Source organism: Candidatus Stoquefichus massiliensis AP9, assembly GCF_000455285.1.
In the GTDB taxonomy this organism is placed as follows: domain Bacteria; phylum Bacillota_I; class Bacilli_A; order Erysipelotrichales; family Coprobacillaceae; genus Stoquefichus; species Stoquefichus massiliensis.
This window is the reverse complement of the sequence record NZ_HG005292.1, coordinates 67,090-84,336: the sequence shown is the minus strand read 5'-3', so window position 1 is coordinate 84,336 and position 17,247 is coordinate 67,090. Positions and strand designations below refer to the sequence as shown.

Annotated in this window: 20 protein-coding genes and 1 pseudogene; 19 read left to right on the top strand and 2 right to left on the bottom strand. The window is 30.0% G+C overall.

Going from position 1 to position 17,247, the window contains the following annotated elements:
• Nucleotides 1-35: 35 nt before the first annotated feature.
• From BN350_RS14355 to BN350_RS14320, 7 genes and pseudogenes are all read left to right on the top strand, one after another.
• Nucleotides 36-719, top strand: coding sequence for a LytR/AlgR family response regulator transcription factor (locus tag BN350_RS14355; RefSeq protein WP_028044226.1), 684 nt, complete (start codon nucleotides 36-38; stop codon nucleotides 717-719).
• A 270-nt stretch (nucleotides 720-989) separates the two neighbouring features.
• Entirely contained in the window at nucleotides 990-1,289 is a 300-nt protein-coding gene (locus BN350_RS14345) for a hypothetical protein (protein ID WP_028044224.1), read from the top strand.
• Between the two features lie 50 nt (nucleotides 1,290-1,339).
• The gene (locus BN350_RS14340; RefSeq protein ID WP_028044223.1) at nucleotides 1,340-2,155 is read left to right on the top strand and encodes a hypothetical protein; all 816 of its coding nucleotides are present in this window, start codon (nucleotides 1,340-1,342) and stop codon (nucleotides 2,153-2,155) included.
• A complete protein-coding gene (locus tag BN350_RS14335) occupies nucleotides 2,152-3,417 on the top strand; it encodes a hypothetical protein (RefSeq protein WP_028044222.1) in 1,266 nt (421 codons plus the stop codon). Before BN350_RS14340 ends, BN350_RS14335 begins: the two co-directional genes overlap by 4 nt.
• Nucleotides 3,404-4,063 (top strand): annotated as a pseudogene (locus BN350_RS20330) (ATP-binding cassette domain-containing protein). The gene BN350_RS14335 and the pseudogene BN350_RS20330 overlap by 14 nt, the downstream one beginning before the upstream one ends.
• On the top strand, nucleotides 4,056-4,805 hold the full coding sequence (locus tag BN350_RS14325) for a hypothetical protein (RefSeq protein ID WP_028044221.1): 750 nt from the start codon (nucleotides 4,056-4,058) through the stop codon (nucleotides 4,803-4,805). Before BN350_RS20330 ends, BN350_RS14325 begins: the two are co-directional and overlap by 8 nt.
• Before the next feature lie 153 nt (nucleotides 4,806-4,958).
• Complete coding sequence (locus BN350_RS14320; protein ID WP_028044220.1) at nucleotides 4,959-5,276, top strand: hypothetical protein; 318 nt, start codon at nucleotides 4,959-4,961, stop codon at nucleotides 5,274-5,276.
• Nucleotides 5,277-5,282: 6 nt separating this feature from the next.
• Here the strand turns inward: BN350_RS14320 and BN350_RS14315 are convergent, their stop codons facing one another.
• Nucleotides 5,283-5,669: a hypothetical protein gene (locus BN350_RS14315; RefSeq protein ID WP_028044219.1), complete on the bottom strand. Its 387-nt coding sequence runs from the start codon at nucleotides 5,667-5,669 to the stop codon at nucleotides 5,283-5,285.
• Between the two features lie 102 nt (nucleotides 5,670-5,771).
• Between BN350_RS14315 and BN350_RS14310 the strand changes: the two genes are divergently transcribed.
• From BN350_RS14310 to BN350_RS14285, 6 genes are all read left to right on the top strand, one after another.
• A complete protein-coding gene (locus BN350_RS14310) occupies nucleotides 5,772-6,362 on the top strand; it encodes a thymidine kinase (RefSeq protein ID WP_028044218.1) in 591 nt (196 codons plus the stop codon).
• A gap of 182 nt (nucleotides 6,363-6,544) precedes the next feature.
• Nucleotides 6,545-6,916 carry a TIGR02328 family protein gene (locus BN350_RS14305; RefSeq protein WP_028044217.1) on the top strand — a complete coding sequence of 124 codons (372 nt, stop codon included), beginning with the start codon at nucleotides 6,545-6,547 and terminating at the stop codon, nucleotides 6,914-6,916.
• A 193-nt stretch (nucleotides 6,917-7,109) separates the two neighbouring features.
• Entirely contained in the window at nucleotides 7,110-7,934 is an 825-nt protein-coding gene (locus BN350_RS14300; protein ID WP_028044216.1) for a helix-turn-helix transcriptional regulator, read from the top strand.
• Nucleotides 7,935-7,963: 29 nt separating this feature from the next.
• Nucleotides 7,964-8,224, top strand: a complete 261-nt coding sequence (locus BN350_RS14295) for a DUF3795 domain-containing protein (RefSeq protein ID WP_028044215.1) — start codon at nucleotides 7,964-7,966, stop codon at nucleotides 8,222-8,224.
• A 1-nt stretch (nucleotide 8,225) separates the two neighbouring features.
• Entirely contained in the window at nucleotides 8,226-8,696 is a 471-nt protein-coding gene (locus BN350_RS14290) for a VOC family protein (protein ID WP_028044214.1), read from the top strand.
• A gap of 105 nt (nucleotides 8,697-8,801) precedes the next feature.
• On the top strand, nucleotides 8,802-9,641 hold the full coding sequence (locus tag BN350_RS14285) for a MurR/RpiR family transcriptional regulator (protein ID WP_028044213.1): 840 nt from the start codon (nucleotides 8,802-8,804) through the stop codon (nucleotides 9,639-9,641).
• A 37-nt stretch (nucleotides 9,642-9,678) separates the two neighbouring features.
• Here the strand turns inward: BN350_RS14285 and anmK are convergent, their stop codons facing one another.
• Nucleotides 9,679-10,821 carry an anhydro-N-acetylmuramic acid kinase AnmK gene (gene anmK / locus BN350_RS14280; protein WP_028044212.1) on the bottom strand — a complete coding sequence of 381 codons (1,143 nt, stop codon included), beginning with the start codon at nucleotides 10,819-10,821 and terminating at the stop codon, nucleotides 9,679-9,681.
• A gap of 215 nt (nucleotides 10,822-11,036) precedes the next feature.
• Here anmK and murQ point away from each other — a divergent pair, with 215 nt between their 5' ends.
• Genes murQ through BN350_RS14250 form a run of 6 tightly spaced genes read left to right on the top strand, consistent with a single transcriptional unit; the run spans nucleotide 11,037 to nucleotide 17,117 of the window.
• The gene (gene murQ / locus BN350_RS14275) at nucleotides 11,037-11,948 is read left to right on the top strand and encodes an N-acetylmuramic acid 6-phosphate etherase (protein WP_028044211.1); all 912 of its coding nucleotides are present in this window, start codon (nucleotides 11,037-11,039) and stop codon (nucleotides 11,946-11,948) included.
• Between the two features lie 17 nt (nucleotides 11,949-11,965).
• Nucleotides 11,966-12,319: a hypothetical protein gene (locus BN350_RS14270; protein ID WP_028044210.1), complete on the top strand. Its 354-nt coding sequence runs from the start codon at nucleotides 11,966-11,968 to the stop codon at nucleotides 12,317-12,319.
• Between the two features lie 21 nt (nucleotides 12,320-12,340).
• Nucleotides 12,341-13,639, top strand: coding sequence for a PTS sugar transporter subunit IIC (locus BN350_RS14265; protein WP_028044209.1), 1,299 nt, complete (start codon nucleotides 12,341-12,343; stop codon nucleotides 13,637-13,639).
• A 53-nt stretch (nucleotides 13,640-13,692) separates the two neighbouring features.
• On the top strand, nucleotides 13,693-15,138 hold the full coding sequence (locus tag BN350_RS14260; RefSeq protein WP_028044208.1) for a glycoside hydrolase family 1 protein: 1,446 nt from the start codon (nucleotides 13,693-13,695) through the stop codon (nucleotides 15,136-15,138).
• The gene (locus BN350_RS14255; protein WP_028044207.1) at nucleotides 15,135-16,229 is read left to right on the top strand and encodes a DUF871 domain-containing protein; all 1,095 of its coding nucleotides are present in this window, start codon (nucleotides 15,135-15,137) and stop codon (nucleotides 16,227-16,229) included. Before BN350_RS14260 ends, BN350_RS14255 begins: the two co-directional genes overlap by 4 nt.
• Complete coding sequence (locus tag BN350_RS14250) at nucleotides 16,230-17,117, top strand: N-acetylglucosamine kinase (RefSeq protein WP_028044206.1); 888 nt, start codon at nucleotides 16,230-16,232, stop codon at nucleotides 17,115-17,117. It begins immediately after the preceding gene.
• The last annotated feature ends 130 nt before the right edge of the window (nucleotides 17,118-17,247 follow it).

Here is a 17,247-nt window from a genome sequence, read left to right as displayed (position 1 = left end):
TGTTATAATAAAGAAAAAGTGTGAGGGGTTAAAATATGGATATAGCTATTGTAGATGGGGATAGAGAATTTTGTAATAGACTATCACAAATGATAAAGAATTTATTTAATAATGAATTGGTTACACATTCTTTTGATAATACTGATGATATGGAAAATGCAGAAATAGAATTGAAAATAATATTCTTGAATGCAGATGATCCACAAATTTCAGGAATAAATTATAGTAAACTTAATTGGAATAAATTTATTATATTTGTTGCAGATTCAGATGAAAATATAAAGGATGCATTTGGACCTAATGTATTCGCATTTATATTAAAAACAGAGACTTTAGATGAATTTCAACAAAGAGTGAGTGAAGCATTAACTGATATAATTAAGTTTGAATATGCTACTTTAGTGATTCGTAGAGAGAAAAAGTATTTCTTTATCGATGATATACTCTATTGTCAATATATTGGGGGAAATAATGTGGCTTTTGTGTATCACAATCAACAATATATTTATAAAGGATGCTCACTTAAGAAAATGAAAGAAATTTTAAGAAATCGTTTTATTTATGTTGATAAATCTACAATTGTTAATAGAAGTAAAATATATAAGTCTAATACTCATCAAGTATACATAGAGGGGATTAGACAAGCATTTGATGTGAGTGTACGTAATAGAAGTCAAATAAAAAAACTTTTCGCTCAATATAGCCAAATTAATATATAAAAATAACAAATAACTATAAAAGGACAACGAATAACTATGACATGAAAAATAATAGTAAAATATGTGTTATAATGAAATAAAGAAAAAATACTTATTTCACATTTATTTATTGGTAAAAATGGTTCAACCATGAAAGGTGGTGTCTCTATGAAACACATAAAAAATATGACCTTTTTACAAAAATTAAAACTTTCTCTTTTGACTATTACTCTTGTTGGAACCTTGGGGTTTGCAAATGTTTTTGCTGGATAAACTTCAATAACTAGAATTATGTATAATGGCAAAAACACTCTCTTTGAAACCAAAACTACAAACGATGCATTGACTGGAGCTCAGTTTACTTTAACAAATGGGAAACCAAGACGTATTATTATTACTACTTTTAGCGAAGATATGAAAAGTTTGTATCAAGCAGGGCTTGTTGTTTGGGAAAATGACGGATATCAATCAAATAAGTATGTTGCTGGAAGTTTTTCTAGTGCAGGGACAAAAGTTGCAATATCCTATGGTGATTATGATGGTGGAGTAGGTTTGTATTATTCAACTGACGACTATATTAGATATTATTAGAAATAATTGTATCCTTTTTCTCTTTATATAAAGGATTGGAGGTTATATAAATGCTTAGACAATTACGCTATGATTTTTCAATGTTTCTAAAAAGGACACCTTTCTTAATCATCTGTTCAATGCTTATCCTTTATATTTTTATGTTAACTTTTTCATCTTTGTATGATAAAAATAATATTCAGTTACAATCCTATGGATCAGCATATATGGCTAATCTGATCATGAGCCAATATTCACCATTTCGCTATACATCATTAGTTCTGGTTTTTCCATTGCTTATTGCCATTCCTATAGGAATCATGATGACAAGTGAAAGAAAAAGTCTTATTAATATATTTGTTAGACAAAATAAAAAAGTCTATATTATTTCTAAACTAATTACATCATTTATAATAGGTTTTTTGATGATGCTGATTACTTTAGTGGCAGCTATTTTATTTGGTTATATTATTTTTGGAGAAGAACAAAGTTATTATATTCAATTTACTACTTTGTTTTATGGTTATAGTATTGATGGTATAAAAACAACAATACGTTATTATAATCTTTATTTTTTAAATCCCATGCTTTATCTTGTTCTCTATTCTTTATTATCATCAGTAATGATGGGAATCGTTGCGCAATTAACAATGATTATTGCATTATTTACAAAGTTTAAAGTTGTTATATATGGTGGCGTGTTTATGTTGTCAATGTTAACAGTTTTTGTTCATCCCATGATAGTTCCTTTCTATGAACTTCTTTCACCATATAAATATGTTTCAATAGAACTCATCAATTCTCAATATTTTTATCCTATTGCATTTTTTATGATATCAGTCATTGCCTCTATTATATTTGTAAGAAAAGACGTTATGTTAAAATGAATAGTCAATTGTATAATAGGATAAAAAGTGTTGTTTACATCGTAACATTTATTATATCAGTGGTGATCCGATGGACTTATTTTGAGGATGATGGACCATTTGCTTTTACTGTTATTAATCAGATTATATATATTCCTATGTTGTTTATGATTGGGTTAATGTATTTTCATTATCGCTATTATCATAATACGTTTATACAAACAAGATATAGCAGTTTACAAGAAGTGAGACGTCATCATTTCCAATCAAATATTTTAGAATCATTAGAGTTTTTGGTATGGCAGTTGATTATTGCGATTATTTTAGGATTTCATACATTTACATTAGAAAGTTTTTATTCGTTAGCAGTTATTATTGTGACTCTATTGTTGATGTATCTTGCTTATACATTGATTTATACAACTATATTAGAAATCACTAAGCAATATTATTATGCCTTTGTAACATGCGGAATTCTATTAATAGCGTATCGTATTATTGTCTTAACTTCTTTACATTTAGGGTCGTATGCATTGACATATGAAGGATTAGATGGAAATTATATTTTGATAATAGCTTATCTATTGGTTATTATATGCTGTATGGTCATTAATAAAGTCTACTTCCAACAAAATAGAAAGATTAGAATAGACAAAAAAATAGTGATGTTAGTTGGGTGTGTTTTTGTAGAAATAGTTTCTGAGTTATTTCTACGTAATCAATCATTGGTAGATACATCATTGTCATTAAATAACTATTTTGGTTTTATGCAAAGTAATGAATTGTTTATTACTTTATTATGGATGATACCAAAAATGATGTTGTTATATATTGGATTTATGATGTTTTGTGAAAGATACAGATTAAATTATACTTTCTATGCAGTGAGAATTAAGAGCAAAAGAAAATGGGTTTATAAAATTATGAAGGAAATATACTTGTTTATAATGATTGTTGTTTGTAGTAAACTTATATTTCATTGTTTGTTTTATCAGATTTTTGATTTATCATTATTATTAGTATCTTGCCAATATTTTCTTTACATTGTAGTTTTGTTAAGTTTATTAATTGTTGGTTATATTATAACAAGATCTGAAAGTATATTTAATTCAATGACTATTGTCTACGTTATTGTTGTAACATTTGTAGGGATTATGAGAATATCACCATTACAGTTTTTATTGTTAGATGATAGCTTTATAACAACATTATGTTATCTTTGTTTTATATTTGTTATTTATAATATCATAGTCTATCTGATGAATCATCATGAATATTATTAAGGAGGTCATTATGAAAATTGAACTTAAAAATATTTCTAAAGTTATTAAAAATAGAATTATATTACAAAATGTAAACATGGAGATGGAAAGTAGACATATTTATGCTTTTGTAGGAACAAATGGTAGTGGGAAAACAATGTTGATGAGAATCTTATGTGGTCTTGTTTACGCAAGTGATGGAAAAGTAATTTGTGATGATTAAGAAGTTAATTTTCATAAGAGAGTTCCTTATTCATTAGGTGTGATTATTGAAAAGCCAGAGTTTTTTAATGAAATGGATGCTCAAGAGAATTTAATGACATTGGCTAATTTGAATCATAAGATAAGTAAAGAGGAAGTTGCTAAGGCTATTGAAAAGGTAGGTCTGAATGCAAGTGATGTCAAAAAAGTAGGTGAGTATTCTTTAGGTATGAGACAAAGACTGGGGATTGCTCAAGCAATTATGGAAAACCCTGATGTTTTTATTCTAGACGAACCAACAGGTGGGTTAGATGAAGATGGTGTACAATTAATATATGATATTTTGAAAGAAGAAAAAGCGAAAGGAAAATTAATTATTATTTCATCTCATCAAAAAGAAGATATTAAAGAATTGAGCGATGTTATCTATTTGTTTAAGAATCAGACGGTGATGCTGAATGAGTAAAAAAATAATAGTCTTTGTTTTAACAATTGTTCTAACTGTTGCAGGAAGTTTCTATCTGAAATCAAGAACAGTATCAACAACTTTTGAAGAACAATATCAAAATATTAAAAAAGTAAGTTTTACAATGACGTTCTTTAATTTTGGACCATTTAGAGCTAATGAATTTGATATTTATCAAGATATTGAGAATATAGAAGAACTTGAACAAAAAAGCCAAGTTATCGCAAGAGTACATTTAGTCAAACGTCAACAAAAATATGGAACATTTTATTCAACTGTAAAAGTTCTAGAGTCATTTAAAGGAGATTTGAAGAGTAAGGAAATTGTTATTTATGAACCTATAGAAATTCAAATGGAAGATTTGATGATTTCTGGGGCGCAAAAACCAATGGATGATAAACAGGATTATATTGTCTTTTTACAAACAGCTATTCCTGAAGATAATCAACACTTTAATTTGATTAATAGTTGTCTTGGGGTTATTCCTGCTAAATCCGAATTGCATGTAAAAAAGGTTGAGGATTATAAGGATTATCAAGATTTAGATATGATAAAATTAAATGATTTAGATAAATATGATTTCTTTGATATCACTTTTGATTTATCGAGTCATTCAGATATTGAAGAGGTACCTATAAATCATCAAGTATATGATCAAACAAAACAATTGTTATTTGATCACTACAGTCAGATATTAGAGAAATATGCTCATATGAAAGGAAAAGTTGTTTTTGAAAGTTAGAATAAAAAATTCTAACTTTTTTTCAATAAAAAAAGAAAAATGGGAAAATTTTGCGTATATAAGAAATAGAGAGGTATAAAACTCATCTAGAAAGAGAGGACAAAATATGTCTAAAAAAATGAATTCGCAGATCCCAAATTTTCCCAATATTTAATGAAGGAGAGTGAAACGATAAGATTAAGTATATGCAAAGAATTATCTCAAAATTCAAATACTCAAAAAACAGAAATCTTATCAAAAGTAGAAATGACAAAAGAGGCCAATGGAAATGGAAAAGTTGTTATTGGAGGAGTTGTTATAAGTGATGATAGTGATAGTCTCTACATTCTTGCGCTAAGCACGATAGATGGAAGTTTTATTGATGGATTTATGATTGGAAGTCAGATATTCATAGATCTTAAACATACATATAATGGATTATATGGATTAGTTATAATGGCTCCATTAGACGAAAAAACGACATCAGATTGATGTCGTTTAAGTCGTTTTATCAAATTGTTGATGGCAAGATGGACAAGTGATTGTGATTTCACCTTTTCCTTTGGGAACTCTTAAATATTGATGACAGTGAGGACACTTTAAATATTTATGAGTTTTTCTATATTTCCATTTGTTTTGTTGTCGTTTTAAGAATTTTCTTATTCCTTCAGTTTTTTGTAAGTACCAGTCATTTTCTGCACGTCTTTTATAGTATTGTTTAGATAACATCCTAAACAATGTGTATATAATTAATGCATAACATATAAAACTAAGAATAGGGAAAAAGAGTGACAATATTGCCATAATAATATAAGTCACAAATAAAAAGTTTCCAAACTGGTCAACACCATATCTTCCATACATAAAATTTCTAAGCCATTTCATTTTCATCACCTGTCCCTATTATAAAGTTGAATTATGAATGAAATATGTACAAATATGATTTATTTTATAGTATAATGATATTCTGTGGAGGTTGAGACTATTATGTATAATCAATATCGCGAAGGATGGCTAGAAGTTATTTGTGGATGTATGTTTGCGGGAAAGACAGAAGAGTTAATTAGACGTATTAATGTGCTATCTTTTGCTAAAAAGAATATTATTGTTTTTAAACCAAAAATTGATAATCGTTATTCTGAGACAGAGATTGTTTCTCATGCGGGAACAAGAGTTCCTTGTATTGTTGTAGAGAATTCAAAAGAAATCTTAAGATATATTAAACCAGAGACTGATGTTGTAGCGATTGATGAAGTTCAGTTTTTTGATGGTGATATTGTAGATGTTTGTGAATATTTAGCTGATAAAGGATTACGTGTTATGGTTGCAGGACTTGATAAAGATTTTAGAGGTGAGCCTTTTGGTGTTTTGCCAGAACTTTTAACACGTGCAGAGTTTGTGACAAAATTGACTGCTGTTTGTGCGAAATGTGGAGCACCAGCAACTCGTACACAAAGATTGGTTAATGGTAAACCGGCTTCTTTTGAGGATCCAATCGTTCTGGTAGGTGCTGTTGAACATTATGAACCAAGATGTAGACATTGTCATGAAATATTAAATAAGCCACATAAATTTTAAAAGTTCATAATAAAGACATATTTCTGATTTATATTATATGTGTCGAAAGACAAATACGATAGTATTGATTCCCCTCAAATCTATCATATATCCCTAAGAAAGAGATGCCTCCCCAAAGCGTCTCTTTCGTTTTTTTCTGTTTAGTTTTTTTCATTTAAATCATAATAATAAGTGGTGAGTATATGAGATTATGGCATCAGGATTTAATAATAAAATTACCATCCCAACAATTATTGGGACAACACAGAGAACTCTGTGCGTTGAGAGGGTTAGGATGGAATAAAAGACATAGTGTTGTTGATTATGTGTTTGAATATCCATATGAGTATTTATATGCATTTCATTTATTGGTTATGAATGAAATGGAGAATAGGGGATATCAAGTGGATGAGCTATGGAAAAATATGTGCTATAGAGGAAAAAGGATTGGATTTGACACTTTTCTTTTAAATCAGGGTATGGTTGTTATTGATAGACCTATATATCAGGAACATAATGATACATATTTACAAGAGTGTATTGATAATTTGCATCGTAAAGGTGTCGATATTTGATGGTGAAATTCACAACAATTACAAATGATGTTCATATATCGTTCATATTGACAAGGTATATTATAGGTGTAAAGATAATAGAATTCATAAAAACTCCCTTTAAAATATGTATTCTAAGGAAGAACCAATGTTGATTGGTTCTTCTTTTCTTTATTAAAATTTCGTATAATAGATATTGTGTGAGGTAAAAGTTATGAATTTTAATGTAGAAAGTTATACAGGGGAATATATCCAAAAGACAAATAATCATTTGTATATAGCTCCTTCACATGAATTAGAAGATATTGTAGCTCATTATACAATTACTTTTTCTAATCATGATATTGAAATACCAGAAGGAAGTGTTTTAAATCTTATACCAGATGTGAGTGGGTGTTTTGTTTTTAAGTTCTTTAATCAGTTAAGTATTAAAGTTTGGGGTCCGACTACGAAGGTTGTGACTCTACCTAATGATTTAAATACTTTTCCTTGTCGTTTCTTTGTAGAGTTTTTACCAGGAGGGTTACATCGTGTTTTAGGTAACGCAGTTAATGAAATGCTAGACTTAAAAATAGAATTATCTGATATAAATTTGTCCTTATATCAAGAAATCGAAAATTCAATGAAAGAGTTTCATACTTTTGATGAAATTGTTGAATATATAGATAGAATTCTTTGCCGTGAAATCAAGAAACATCGAATTAATGAAACAATTTATAAGTGGATACAAGAAGTTCATTTATCGACTTGTGAGATATCTATGAAAGAAATAACTGAAAATATTCATATGAGCGAAAGACAATTAAACAGATATTTTCATAAATATGTAGGAATGAGTATAAAAAAATTTACAAAGATAGTGAATATGAATCGCGTTATACAAGAAATGTCAGATAAAAAATTAATAGATTTAACATATGATTATGAGTATTTTGATCAATCACATTTTAATCATGTATTTAAAGAAATTTGTGAAACAACGCCATCACATTACCTAAAAAATATGTCCGATTTTTACAATGAATTATATAAATTTTAATTATAATAAATGTATAGAGGAGGATGAGTATGATTGAGTCAAGATGTGGAATTTTATGTAGTGAGTGTGAATATAGGGAATCTATGGGATGCGCTGGGTGTATGAACATAAGTAAACCATTTTGGGGTGACCGATGTGTTATTAAAGAATCATGTGAGAGCAAAGGTCATGATCACTGTGGTCAATGTGAAACATTTCCCTGTGAACAGTTAAAAGCTTTTGCTTATGATGAAAAACAAGGTGATAAGGGTTTGAGAATTGAACAATGTCAAAAGTGGAAGGATGAATGATATGAAATACTGTGGGAGTTTATATGTTGTTGATGATGCTAATAGAACAAAAGAGTTCTATAAGGAAATCTTTGGTTTAAGAGTGATACAGGATTTTGGTGCTAATTTTGTGATGACAGGTGGAATTTCTTTTCAAACAAAAGAAAGCTGGAAAGAATTTATTCATAAAGATAGTGGTGAGATTGTTTATGGTGGAAATGATGCTGAAATCTATTTTGAAGCAGAGGATCTTGATGAATTCTTAAAAAAGATTGAAAATAAAAATGATATTGTATATGTACATCCATTAATAACTCATGATTGGGGGCAAAGAGGAATTCGTTTTTATGATCCTGATCTTCATATTATTGAAGTAAGTGAGAAATTGAGTGCAACAATTCAACGTTTGTATAAAGAAGGTATGAGGGTAGAGGATATTTCTCAGAAAACTATGCTTTCTGTAAAGATGGTTGAAAGATTTATGAAGAAATAAGAGAAAGTTTTTATCATGAAATATTGATAAAAACTTTTTAATTCTAATTAAGAATACCTATTTTTAAAAGAAAATGTTATACTAAGACATAAAGGAAGTGATATGATGAGCTGTATAATTAGAATTCAAGAAGCAAAGCCGATTATGACTGAAACTGAATTAGGAATAGCAGATTTTATATTAGAACATAAAACAGAGGTGATTAATGCTTCGACACAAACATTGGCTAAAAAGACAGATACATCACCAGCTGCTATTATTCGTTTCTCTAAAAAAGTAGGTTTTACAGGATTTCCTCAATTAAAGATAGAATTGGCTAAGGATCTATCTAATGATTCTATGCAGTTTGATAATTTACTTGATCCTAATGAAAGTATTGAAGAACTTTTAAAGAAAGCATATCAATCTAATATTCAAACAATTGAGAAGACATATGGGATTCTTGATCCCTTAATTATTGAACGAGTAGCCCAAGAAATCATTTTAGCAAGAAATGTTTATTTGTTTGGGATTGGGAGTTCTGGAACAGTATGTGAAGACTTTCAACATAAACTTTTAAGAATTGGTAAAACATCTGTTTACTACACAGATACACATCTGCAATTAACAGTTGTTCCTAATATGCAAAAAGAAGATCTAGCAATTCTTATCAGTTATAGTGGAAAGACTAAAGAAATTGTGACTGCAGCAAAGTGGATTAAGGAAATGGGATTAAAGTCTGTAGCTATTACACAATCTGCATATAATGAATTAGGTAAATTGGTAGATTTGGTTATAACTATTCCAATAGAAGAAAAGGAATTAAGAATTGGAGCTATGTCTTCACGATTATCTTCCTTGATTATAGTGGATTTATTGTATTATGCAATAGCTAGACATGATAAAGAAGAAACGCATAAACGCATTGTGAATACAAGAAAAATTATAGACGATATACAAAGATAACAGAGCTGTTATCTTTTTTCTATAGAAAAAAGCCATTTTAAAATGGCTTAGGAGTTATTTGACCAAGAATAACATTACGTTTAGCACCAGTAGAAGATTTGACATTAGAATAATGTTGATGAAGTGTTTCATTGCCAAGAATAGCAAATGCAATTGCTTCTTTGGCATCGCTTGAATAACCTAATTCGTCTTGAGTATAAACTGAGATTGGAGATAATTCATTTTTTATGAAGTCCATAAGTGTATCATTATGACTTCCACCTCCTCCAATAATCACTTTGTCTATATGATATTGAGAAAGAATGTCTCTTTGATAGTGAAATGCTATTGTCTTTGCTGTATATAAGGTGAAAGTTGCAATAATATCTTCTCTTTTATATTTTTGATAGCGAAAAAGAATATCTTTAACAAAGGCTTCTCCGAAATCTTCTCGACCGGTAGATTTAGGTGAAGTTCTTTGTAAATAAGGGTGTCTCATTAATTCATCCAATAAAGAAAAAATAATCTTTCCTTTTTTTGCAATACTCCCATGATTATCATAGGGTATACCATAAAGAATATGACAAGCTTCATTTATCATCATGTTACCTGGACCAGTATCAAATGCAAAAACATCATCTATATTTAATGAACCATTAAGAAATGTTAAATTCCCAATACCTCCAATGTTTTGTAAAACAATATTTTGTTTTGGCTGACTATATAAAATGTATTCACTATATGGGACAAGTGGTGCTCCTTGACCACCACTAGCCATATCCATAACTCTAAAATTAGAAATAACAGTTGTTTTCAGTTCATATGCAATCATTGCAGCTTCTCCAATTTGTAAAGTTGATGGTATTGAAAGACCTTTCTTTTCAGGTATGTGATAAATGGTCTGTCCATGGCTAGCAATGTAATTAAGTTTTTCAATGGGAAAATGTGCTTTATCTAGTAATACTTTAACAGCCTTTGCAAAAAGATAACCTAATTCAAAGTTTAAACTACAGATAAGTTCAGCGTGGGATTGTTCATCAGAACAAGCTAATTTGATTTTATCAACAATTTCTTCCTGAAGAGGATATTCATTATAAGCAATAACCTCTATTTTTGTATTTGTGCTATATCCATCGATTTTAACAAGAACCGTGTCTATTCCATCTAATGATGTACCAGACATAATACCTACTCCATACATTTGATTGCCTCCTTTTTATATATAGTATATTATTTATGAAATAAAATTTCAATTAAATTAAGTATAATTAGTAAAAATATACTATTTAACTGCTATTTAGATATATAATTTTAAAAAAATATAACTATATTTAAAATAAAATAACAAATAATTATAAAATATATTGAAATTTTATTTTAAATAAGGTAGAATAATGTTGAAAGGAGGAGAAGGGGATGAACAAAGACTTGAATTTGCTGATGACTGAACAACAAAATGCCAATACATTGCATATTGATGAAATGACTACTGATGACATTTTAAAAGTTATTAATCAGGAAGACCAAAAAGTTGCTTTAGCTGTAGAAAAAGAGCTTGCTGCTATTTCTAGAGCTGTTGATGCTATTTATGAAAAAGTATCTTGCGGTGGACGATTAATATATATTGGTGCTGGAACATCAGGAAGGTTAGGCGTTTTGGATGCATCTGAATGTCCACCGACTTATGGGGTATCTCCTCATCTTGTTCAGGGGATTATTGCTGGAGGTAAGACGGCTCTTCAAAACGCTGTTGAAGGGGCTGAAGATTCAGAAGAATTGGCAATCAATGATCTTAAATTCATAGAATTAAATGAACATGATGTTGTATGTGGTCTTGCTGCTTCAGGGAGAACGCCTTACGTTATAGCTGGACTTCAATATGCACAAAGTATAAATGCAACTACATTATCAATTTGCTGTGTTGATAATGGAGTGATTTCTCAATATGCAGATTTTCCGATAGAAGTCAAAGTTGGACCAGAAGTTATTACAGGATCTACTCGCATGAAGGCAGGAACGGCACAAAAAATGGTATTGAATATGCTATCAACTACATTAATGATTAAACTTGGAAAAGTTTATGGAAATTTAATGGTAGATGTCCAGCCTACAAATGCAAAATTAAAAGAGCGAGCAATTGGTATTGTGCAAAGATGTACAGGAGTTTCTAAGGTAGAAGCACAAAGACTATTAGAAAGCAATCATTATGATGTAAAATGTGCAGTGCTAAGTCAAAAGACAGACTTAGATTATCAAAAGAGTCATGATTTATTATTAAAATATCAAAATAATATTGCTAAAGCACTAAAACAGTATTTCAAAAAATAAGAATAGGAGTGATATGTATGGCAACTAGAGTTGCAACACCAAATTATAAAAAAGTAAAGAGAGTAAAAACTAAAAATATAGAACCTAGTATAATACCAAAGTTTGGTTATAAAAGTGCTTTTATTATTGTCATAACAACAGCACTGTCTTGCTTTTTCCTCCCAAATATGTTTGCAATTTTAGGGGTTGATACTAGAATCACAACATTAATAGCAAATGCAATATTGATTAGTCTAGCAGTATGTTATTGCCATTATTATATTGAAACAGATAAAGGTTTTGGAAAACCTTTTATAAAGTTATATGTATGTTTCTTTATGGCAATATCAATAATTAGTTATTTTTGGTTATATATTGGACTTTATATGTAGAAAGGATGGGAATTTCAATTTATGATAGATAAATTAACAATGTTCTTTGATCAAAAATTATCTGGACCTATGGAAAAATTAGGACGTCAAAGACATCTTCAAGCTATTCGTAATGGTATTGTTGCGACTTTACCATTGATTATTGTAGGATCATTTTTCTTGATTGTGGCAATGCCACCAATTCCACAAGATTGGGAATTATATCAGTTTTTAAACGGTAATGCTGCTACAATTATGTTACCTTACCGTATGACAATGTTTATTATGACAGTTTATGCGACGTTTGGAATTGGATATAGTTTAGCAGAATCTTATAAGTTAGATAGATTAACTGGTGGAATTTTAGCAATGATTGCTTTCTTATGTACAATTACTCCAGTTTCTGTGGCAGCAGAAGCGGCTGAAGTAGCAGGTGTTTCTGGCTGGGTTATGCCAATGGCTAATCTTGGCGGTGGAGGATTATTTGTCTCAATCATTGTTTCTTGTTTAGCGGTAGAAATTTATCGCTTAACTTCAAAATCTAAATTTAAGATAACGATGCCAGATCAGGTACCACCTGCTGTTGCACGTTCATTTGAGGCTTTGACTCCGACAATCGTTGTTATTGTAGGTATGGCATGTATTACATATTTTGCTGGATTTGATTGGCATGGGGCTGTTGCTACAATTGTTTCACCATTAGTCAAAGCGGCTGATACATTACCAAGTGTATTGTTGTTGATTTTCTTAATCACAGGTTTTTGGTCTTTTGGTATTCATGGTGTTTCCATTATTGGATCACTTGCAAGACCGTTGTGGTTACAATTAATAGATGCAAATACAGCTATTGCTGCATCTGGTGGAACACCAACAGCTATTGCTGCTGAGCCTTTCTTTCAATGGTTTATATGGATAGGAGGGTCAGGATGTACAATAGGATTAGCTATTCTCTTAGCATTTAGAGCAAAATCTAAATATGCAAGTTCTTTAGGTAAAACATGTTTCTTACCATCGGTCTTTAACATTAATGAACCTGTTATATTTGGAACACCTATTGTTTTGAATCCTGTGCTTATTATTCCTTTTATTATAGTACCTATGATTACAGCAACAATAGCATGGATAGCGACATCACTCAATTTTGTAGATAGGGTTGTTATGACTGCACCATGGACATTACCTGGTCCTGTAGGAGCATATCTTGCTACAGGAGGAGATTGGCGAGCTGCTGTTTTAAATATATTATTGATTGCAGTTTCTGTTGTACTATGGTATCCATTCTTTAAGATTTATGATAATAATTTACTAAAAGAAGAAAATGGAGAAATAGCTGAAAACTGACGATGAGTAAGCCTAGCAAACTGCTAGGCTTATATTTGTAGAGAGGAGTTAAAATGAAACAAATATTATGGGGTGGAGCAACTTCTGCTAGCCAATATGAAGGTGCATTTCAAGTTGGAAATAAAGGACTAGATACTCAAGATTGTCGTCCATACTTACCAAGAACATCTGATGCCACAGTTAAAACAAGACTTTTAAGTTTTGCTACTATTAATGAAGCAAAAGTATGTCAGGATATTGGACAATATCCTTTTAGAAGAGGAAGCAAGGGTTATTCTCATCTTCATGAGGATTTGGAATTGTTAAAGGAATTAGGCATTGATATCTATCGTTTTTCTATTTCTTGGGCACGTATTTTTCCTCACGGTGATGAAAAAGAGCCTAATGAAGAGGGCTTAAAGTATTATGATGAAATTATAAAAGTATTAAAAAAAGCAGGTATTAAAATATTTATAACAATGAATCACTATGCTATACCATTACATCTTGTAGAAACATATGGTGGTTGGAAAAACCGTAAAATGATAGACTATTATATGAAATTTGCAATAACAATTATGAATAGATGGAAAGATGATATTGACTATTGGCTGCCATTTAATGAAATTAATGCAGGGTATTTTAGCCCGTATAATGGAGTTGGTCTTATCAAAGAAGATGAAAAGTCATATAATCAATCTGATGTCTTTCAATCATTACATCATCAGTTTGTTGCTAGTGCAAAAGTTATCCAATATGGGCATAAAAAGGTAAAAGGGCAATTTGGATGTATGATAGCAAGTTTTTGTTATTATGCATATACATCAAGACCTGAAGATAATCTTAAACTGATAAAGGATGAGAATATAAATCAATGGTTTTGTATGGATGTTTTAGTAAGAGGATATTATCCAACATATATGTTTGCTTTTTTTAGAGAGCATGATATTCATATTTATATGGAAGATGAAGATAAAAAGATATTGTTAGAAAATACTTCTGATTTTATATCATTTTCATATTACTCATCTAGTATTATTACTACTGAAGAAGCACCTCAAACAGCTGGAAATCTTGTTGTTACAACACGTAATCCCTATTTGCAGTCAACAAAATGGGGTTGGCAAATTGATCCTATAGGGTTATGTACAACATTGCATAAATTTTATGATCGTTATCAAAAACCTATTATCATTGCTGAAAATGGAATGGGAACAGAGGATGTATTAGAATTAGATTTTAAGATACATGATCAATATCGTATTCAATATCTTCAAGATCACTTTGAACAAATTATAAAAGCACAAAAAGATGGTGTTGATATCATTGCTTATTGTATGTGGGGAATTATTGATATTGTTTCAGCTGGAAGTTGTGAAATGGATAAGAGATATGGCGTTATCTATGTTGATGGAAATAATCATGGTGATGGAACTTATCAGAGGTATAAGAAAGATAGTTTTTCATGGTATCAACAATTTATCAATCAATACCATAAAGAGAAGGAGGAAGAAAGATGAGAAAACTAGGGATTTCTTTATATGTTGAAAAATCAAGTATGACTGAAATGAAGGAATATATTGATAAAGCTTATCAAGCTGGATTTAGACGGATTTTTTCATGTTTATTATCAGTTAATGAGAGTGCTGAGAAAATTAAGAAAGATTTTTTAGAAATCAATACTTATGCCCATGAAAGAGATTTTGAAATTTTTGTGGATGTAAGTCCCAAAGTCTTTGAAACTCTAGAAATAAGTTATCAAGATTTAAGCTTTTTTAAAGAAATTGGAGCAGATGGTATTAGATTAGATGCTGGATTCACAGGTAATGAAGAATCTTTAATGACATTTAATCCACAAGGATTGAAAATTGAAATTAATATGAGTAATGATACTCATTATATTGATACTATTATGGATTATTGCCCTTGTCGAGATCGTTTAGTGGGCTGTCATAACTTTTATCCTCATCGCTATTCTGGATTGTCATTAGAACATTTTTTACAGTGTACAGAAAATTTTAAAAAATATGGATTAAAAACTGCAGCTTTTGTGTCATCAAATAATGATAATGCTTTTGGTCCATGGCCAACAAAAGAAGGACTACCGACATTAGAGATGCATCGGGAATTACCAATTGACATACAAATGAAACATATGATAGCATTGGATATTATTGATGATATTATTATTTCAAATTGTTATCCAACAGATAAAGAACTAGAAAAAATTTCTAAACTTTCATTAGAAATGGTCATCTTTGATATTAAACTTATTCCTTCTTTACCTGATGTTGAGCGAAGAATAGTTTTAGAAGAGTTACATTTTAATAGGGGAGATTATAATCAAAATATGATTCGCTCTACCCAGAGTCGAGTGAAATATAAAGGCTATGATTTTCAAGTTATTAATACACCCGACTATATTTATCCTGGAGATCTTATTATTGAAAGTTCTGAATATGGTCATTATGCAGGTGAGTTACAGATTGCAAAAACAAAAATGAAAAACAGTGGTAAAAGTAATGTTGTAGGACATATTGTGGAACGTGAATGTTTCTTAATTGATTATATAAAACCATGGCAAAAATTCAGATTTCAAGAGGTGAAATAGATGTATTACATTGGAATAGATGGTGGTGGGACAAAAACTGCTTTTGGATTGTTTGATGAAGAAGGAACTTGTCTCAAGCGTATAGAATATTCTACCTGTCATTTTTTACAGGTGGGGTTTGATGGTTGTGCATATGTTCTTAAAATGGGAGTTGATGACTTTGTTCATCAATTTCATATTTCTCCAAAAGAATTAAAAATTGGGATTGGAATTGCAGGGTATGGAAATGACCAAAATATTCGTAAACAATTAGAAGAAAGTATTCAAGCAAATCTAAAAGAGTATCCATATTCAATAACAAATGATATGCATATTGCTATGATAGGATCATTGAATGGTCAAGATGGCATTGCAGTGGTAGCAGGAACGGGAACTATTGCTATGGCGCAGGCTAATAATTGCATTTATCGTTGTGGAGGATGGGGTTATCAGTTAGGAGATGAAGGGTCAGCTTATTGGATAGGGAAACAACTTTTGAAGGAATTTTGTAAACAGGCGGATAATCGTCAACCACGAGGTGAACTTTATGATTATATAATGAAATATTTTCAAATAGATAACCCGTATCAAATGATAGAACATGTTCATAATCTAGCAAATGAAAGAACAGAGATTGCGAAATTATCAAAAATTTGTAGTGAACTTGCTGATTTAGGTCACAAAAAAAGCTGTTATATTTTACAATCTGCAGGAGTACATGTTTCAGAACTTGTTAAGGGATTATATCATTGTTTTGATGAAGATATAAAAATTTCTTATTTTGGAGGAGTATTTCAAAATATAATTTTTAAAGAATCCTTTCAATCACAAATACATCCTCATCAATGTATAGAACCTATACATGATGCTCTAACTGGTGCTTATATTTATGCAAAAATGAGTCTTTAAAGGCTCATTTTTCAATACTATTATTTTGTATGAAAAAATGATATAATGTCTCAAAATAGGAGGGGAAGAGTTATGTTAAATATATTATTTGATTTGGATGGAACTTTAACAGATCCCTTTTTAGGGATTA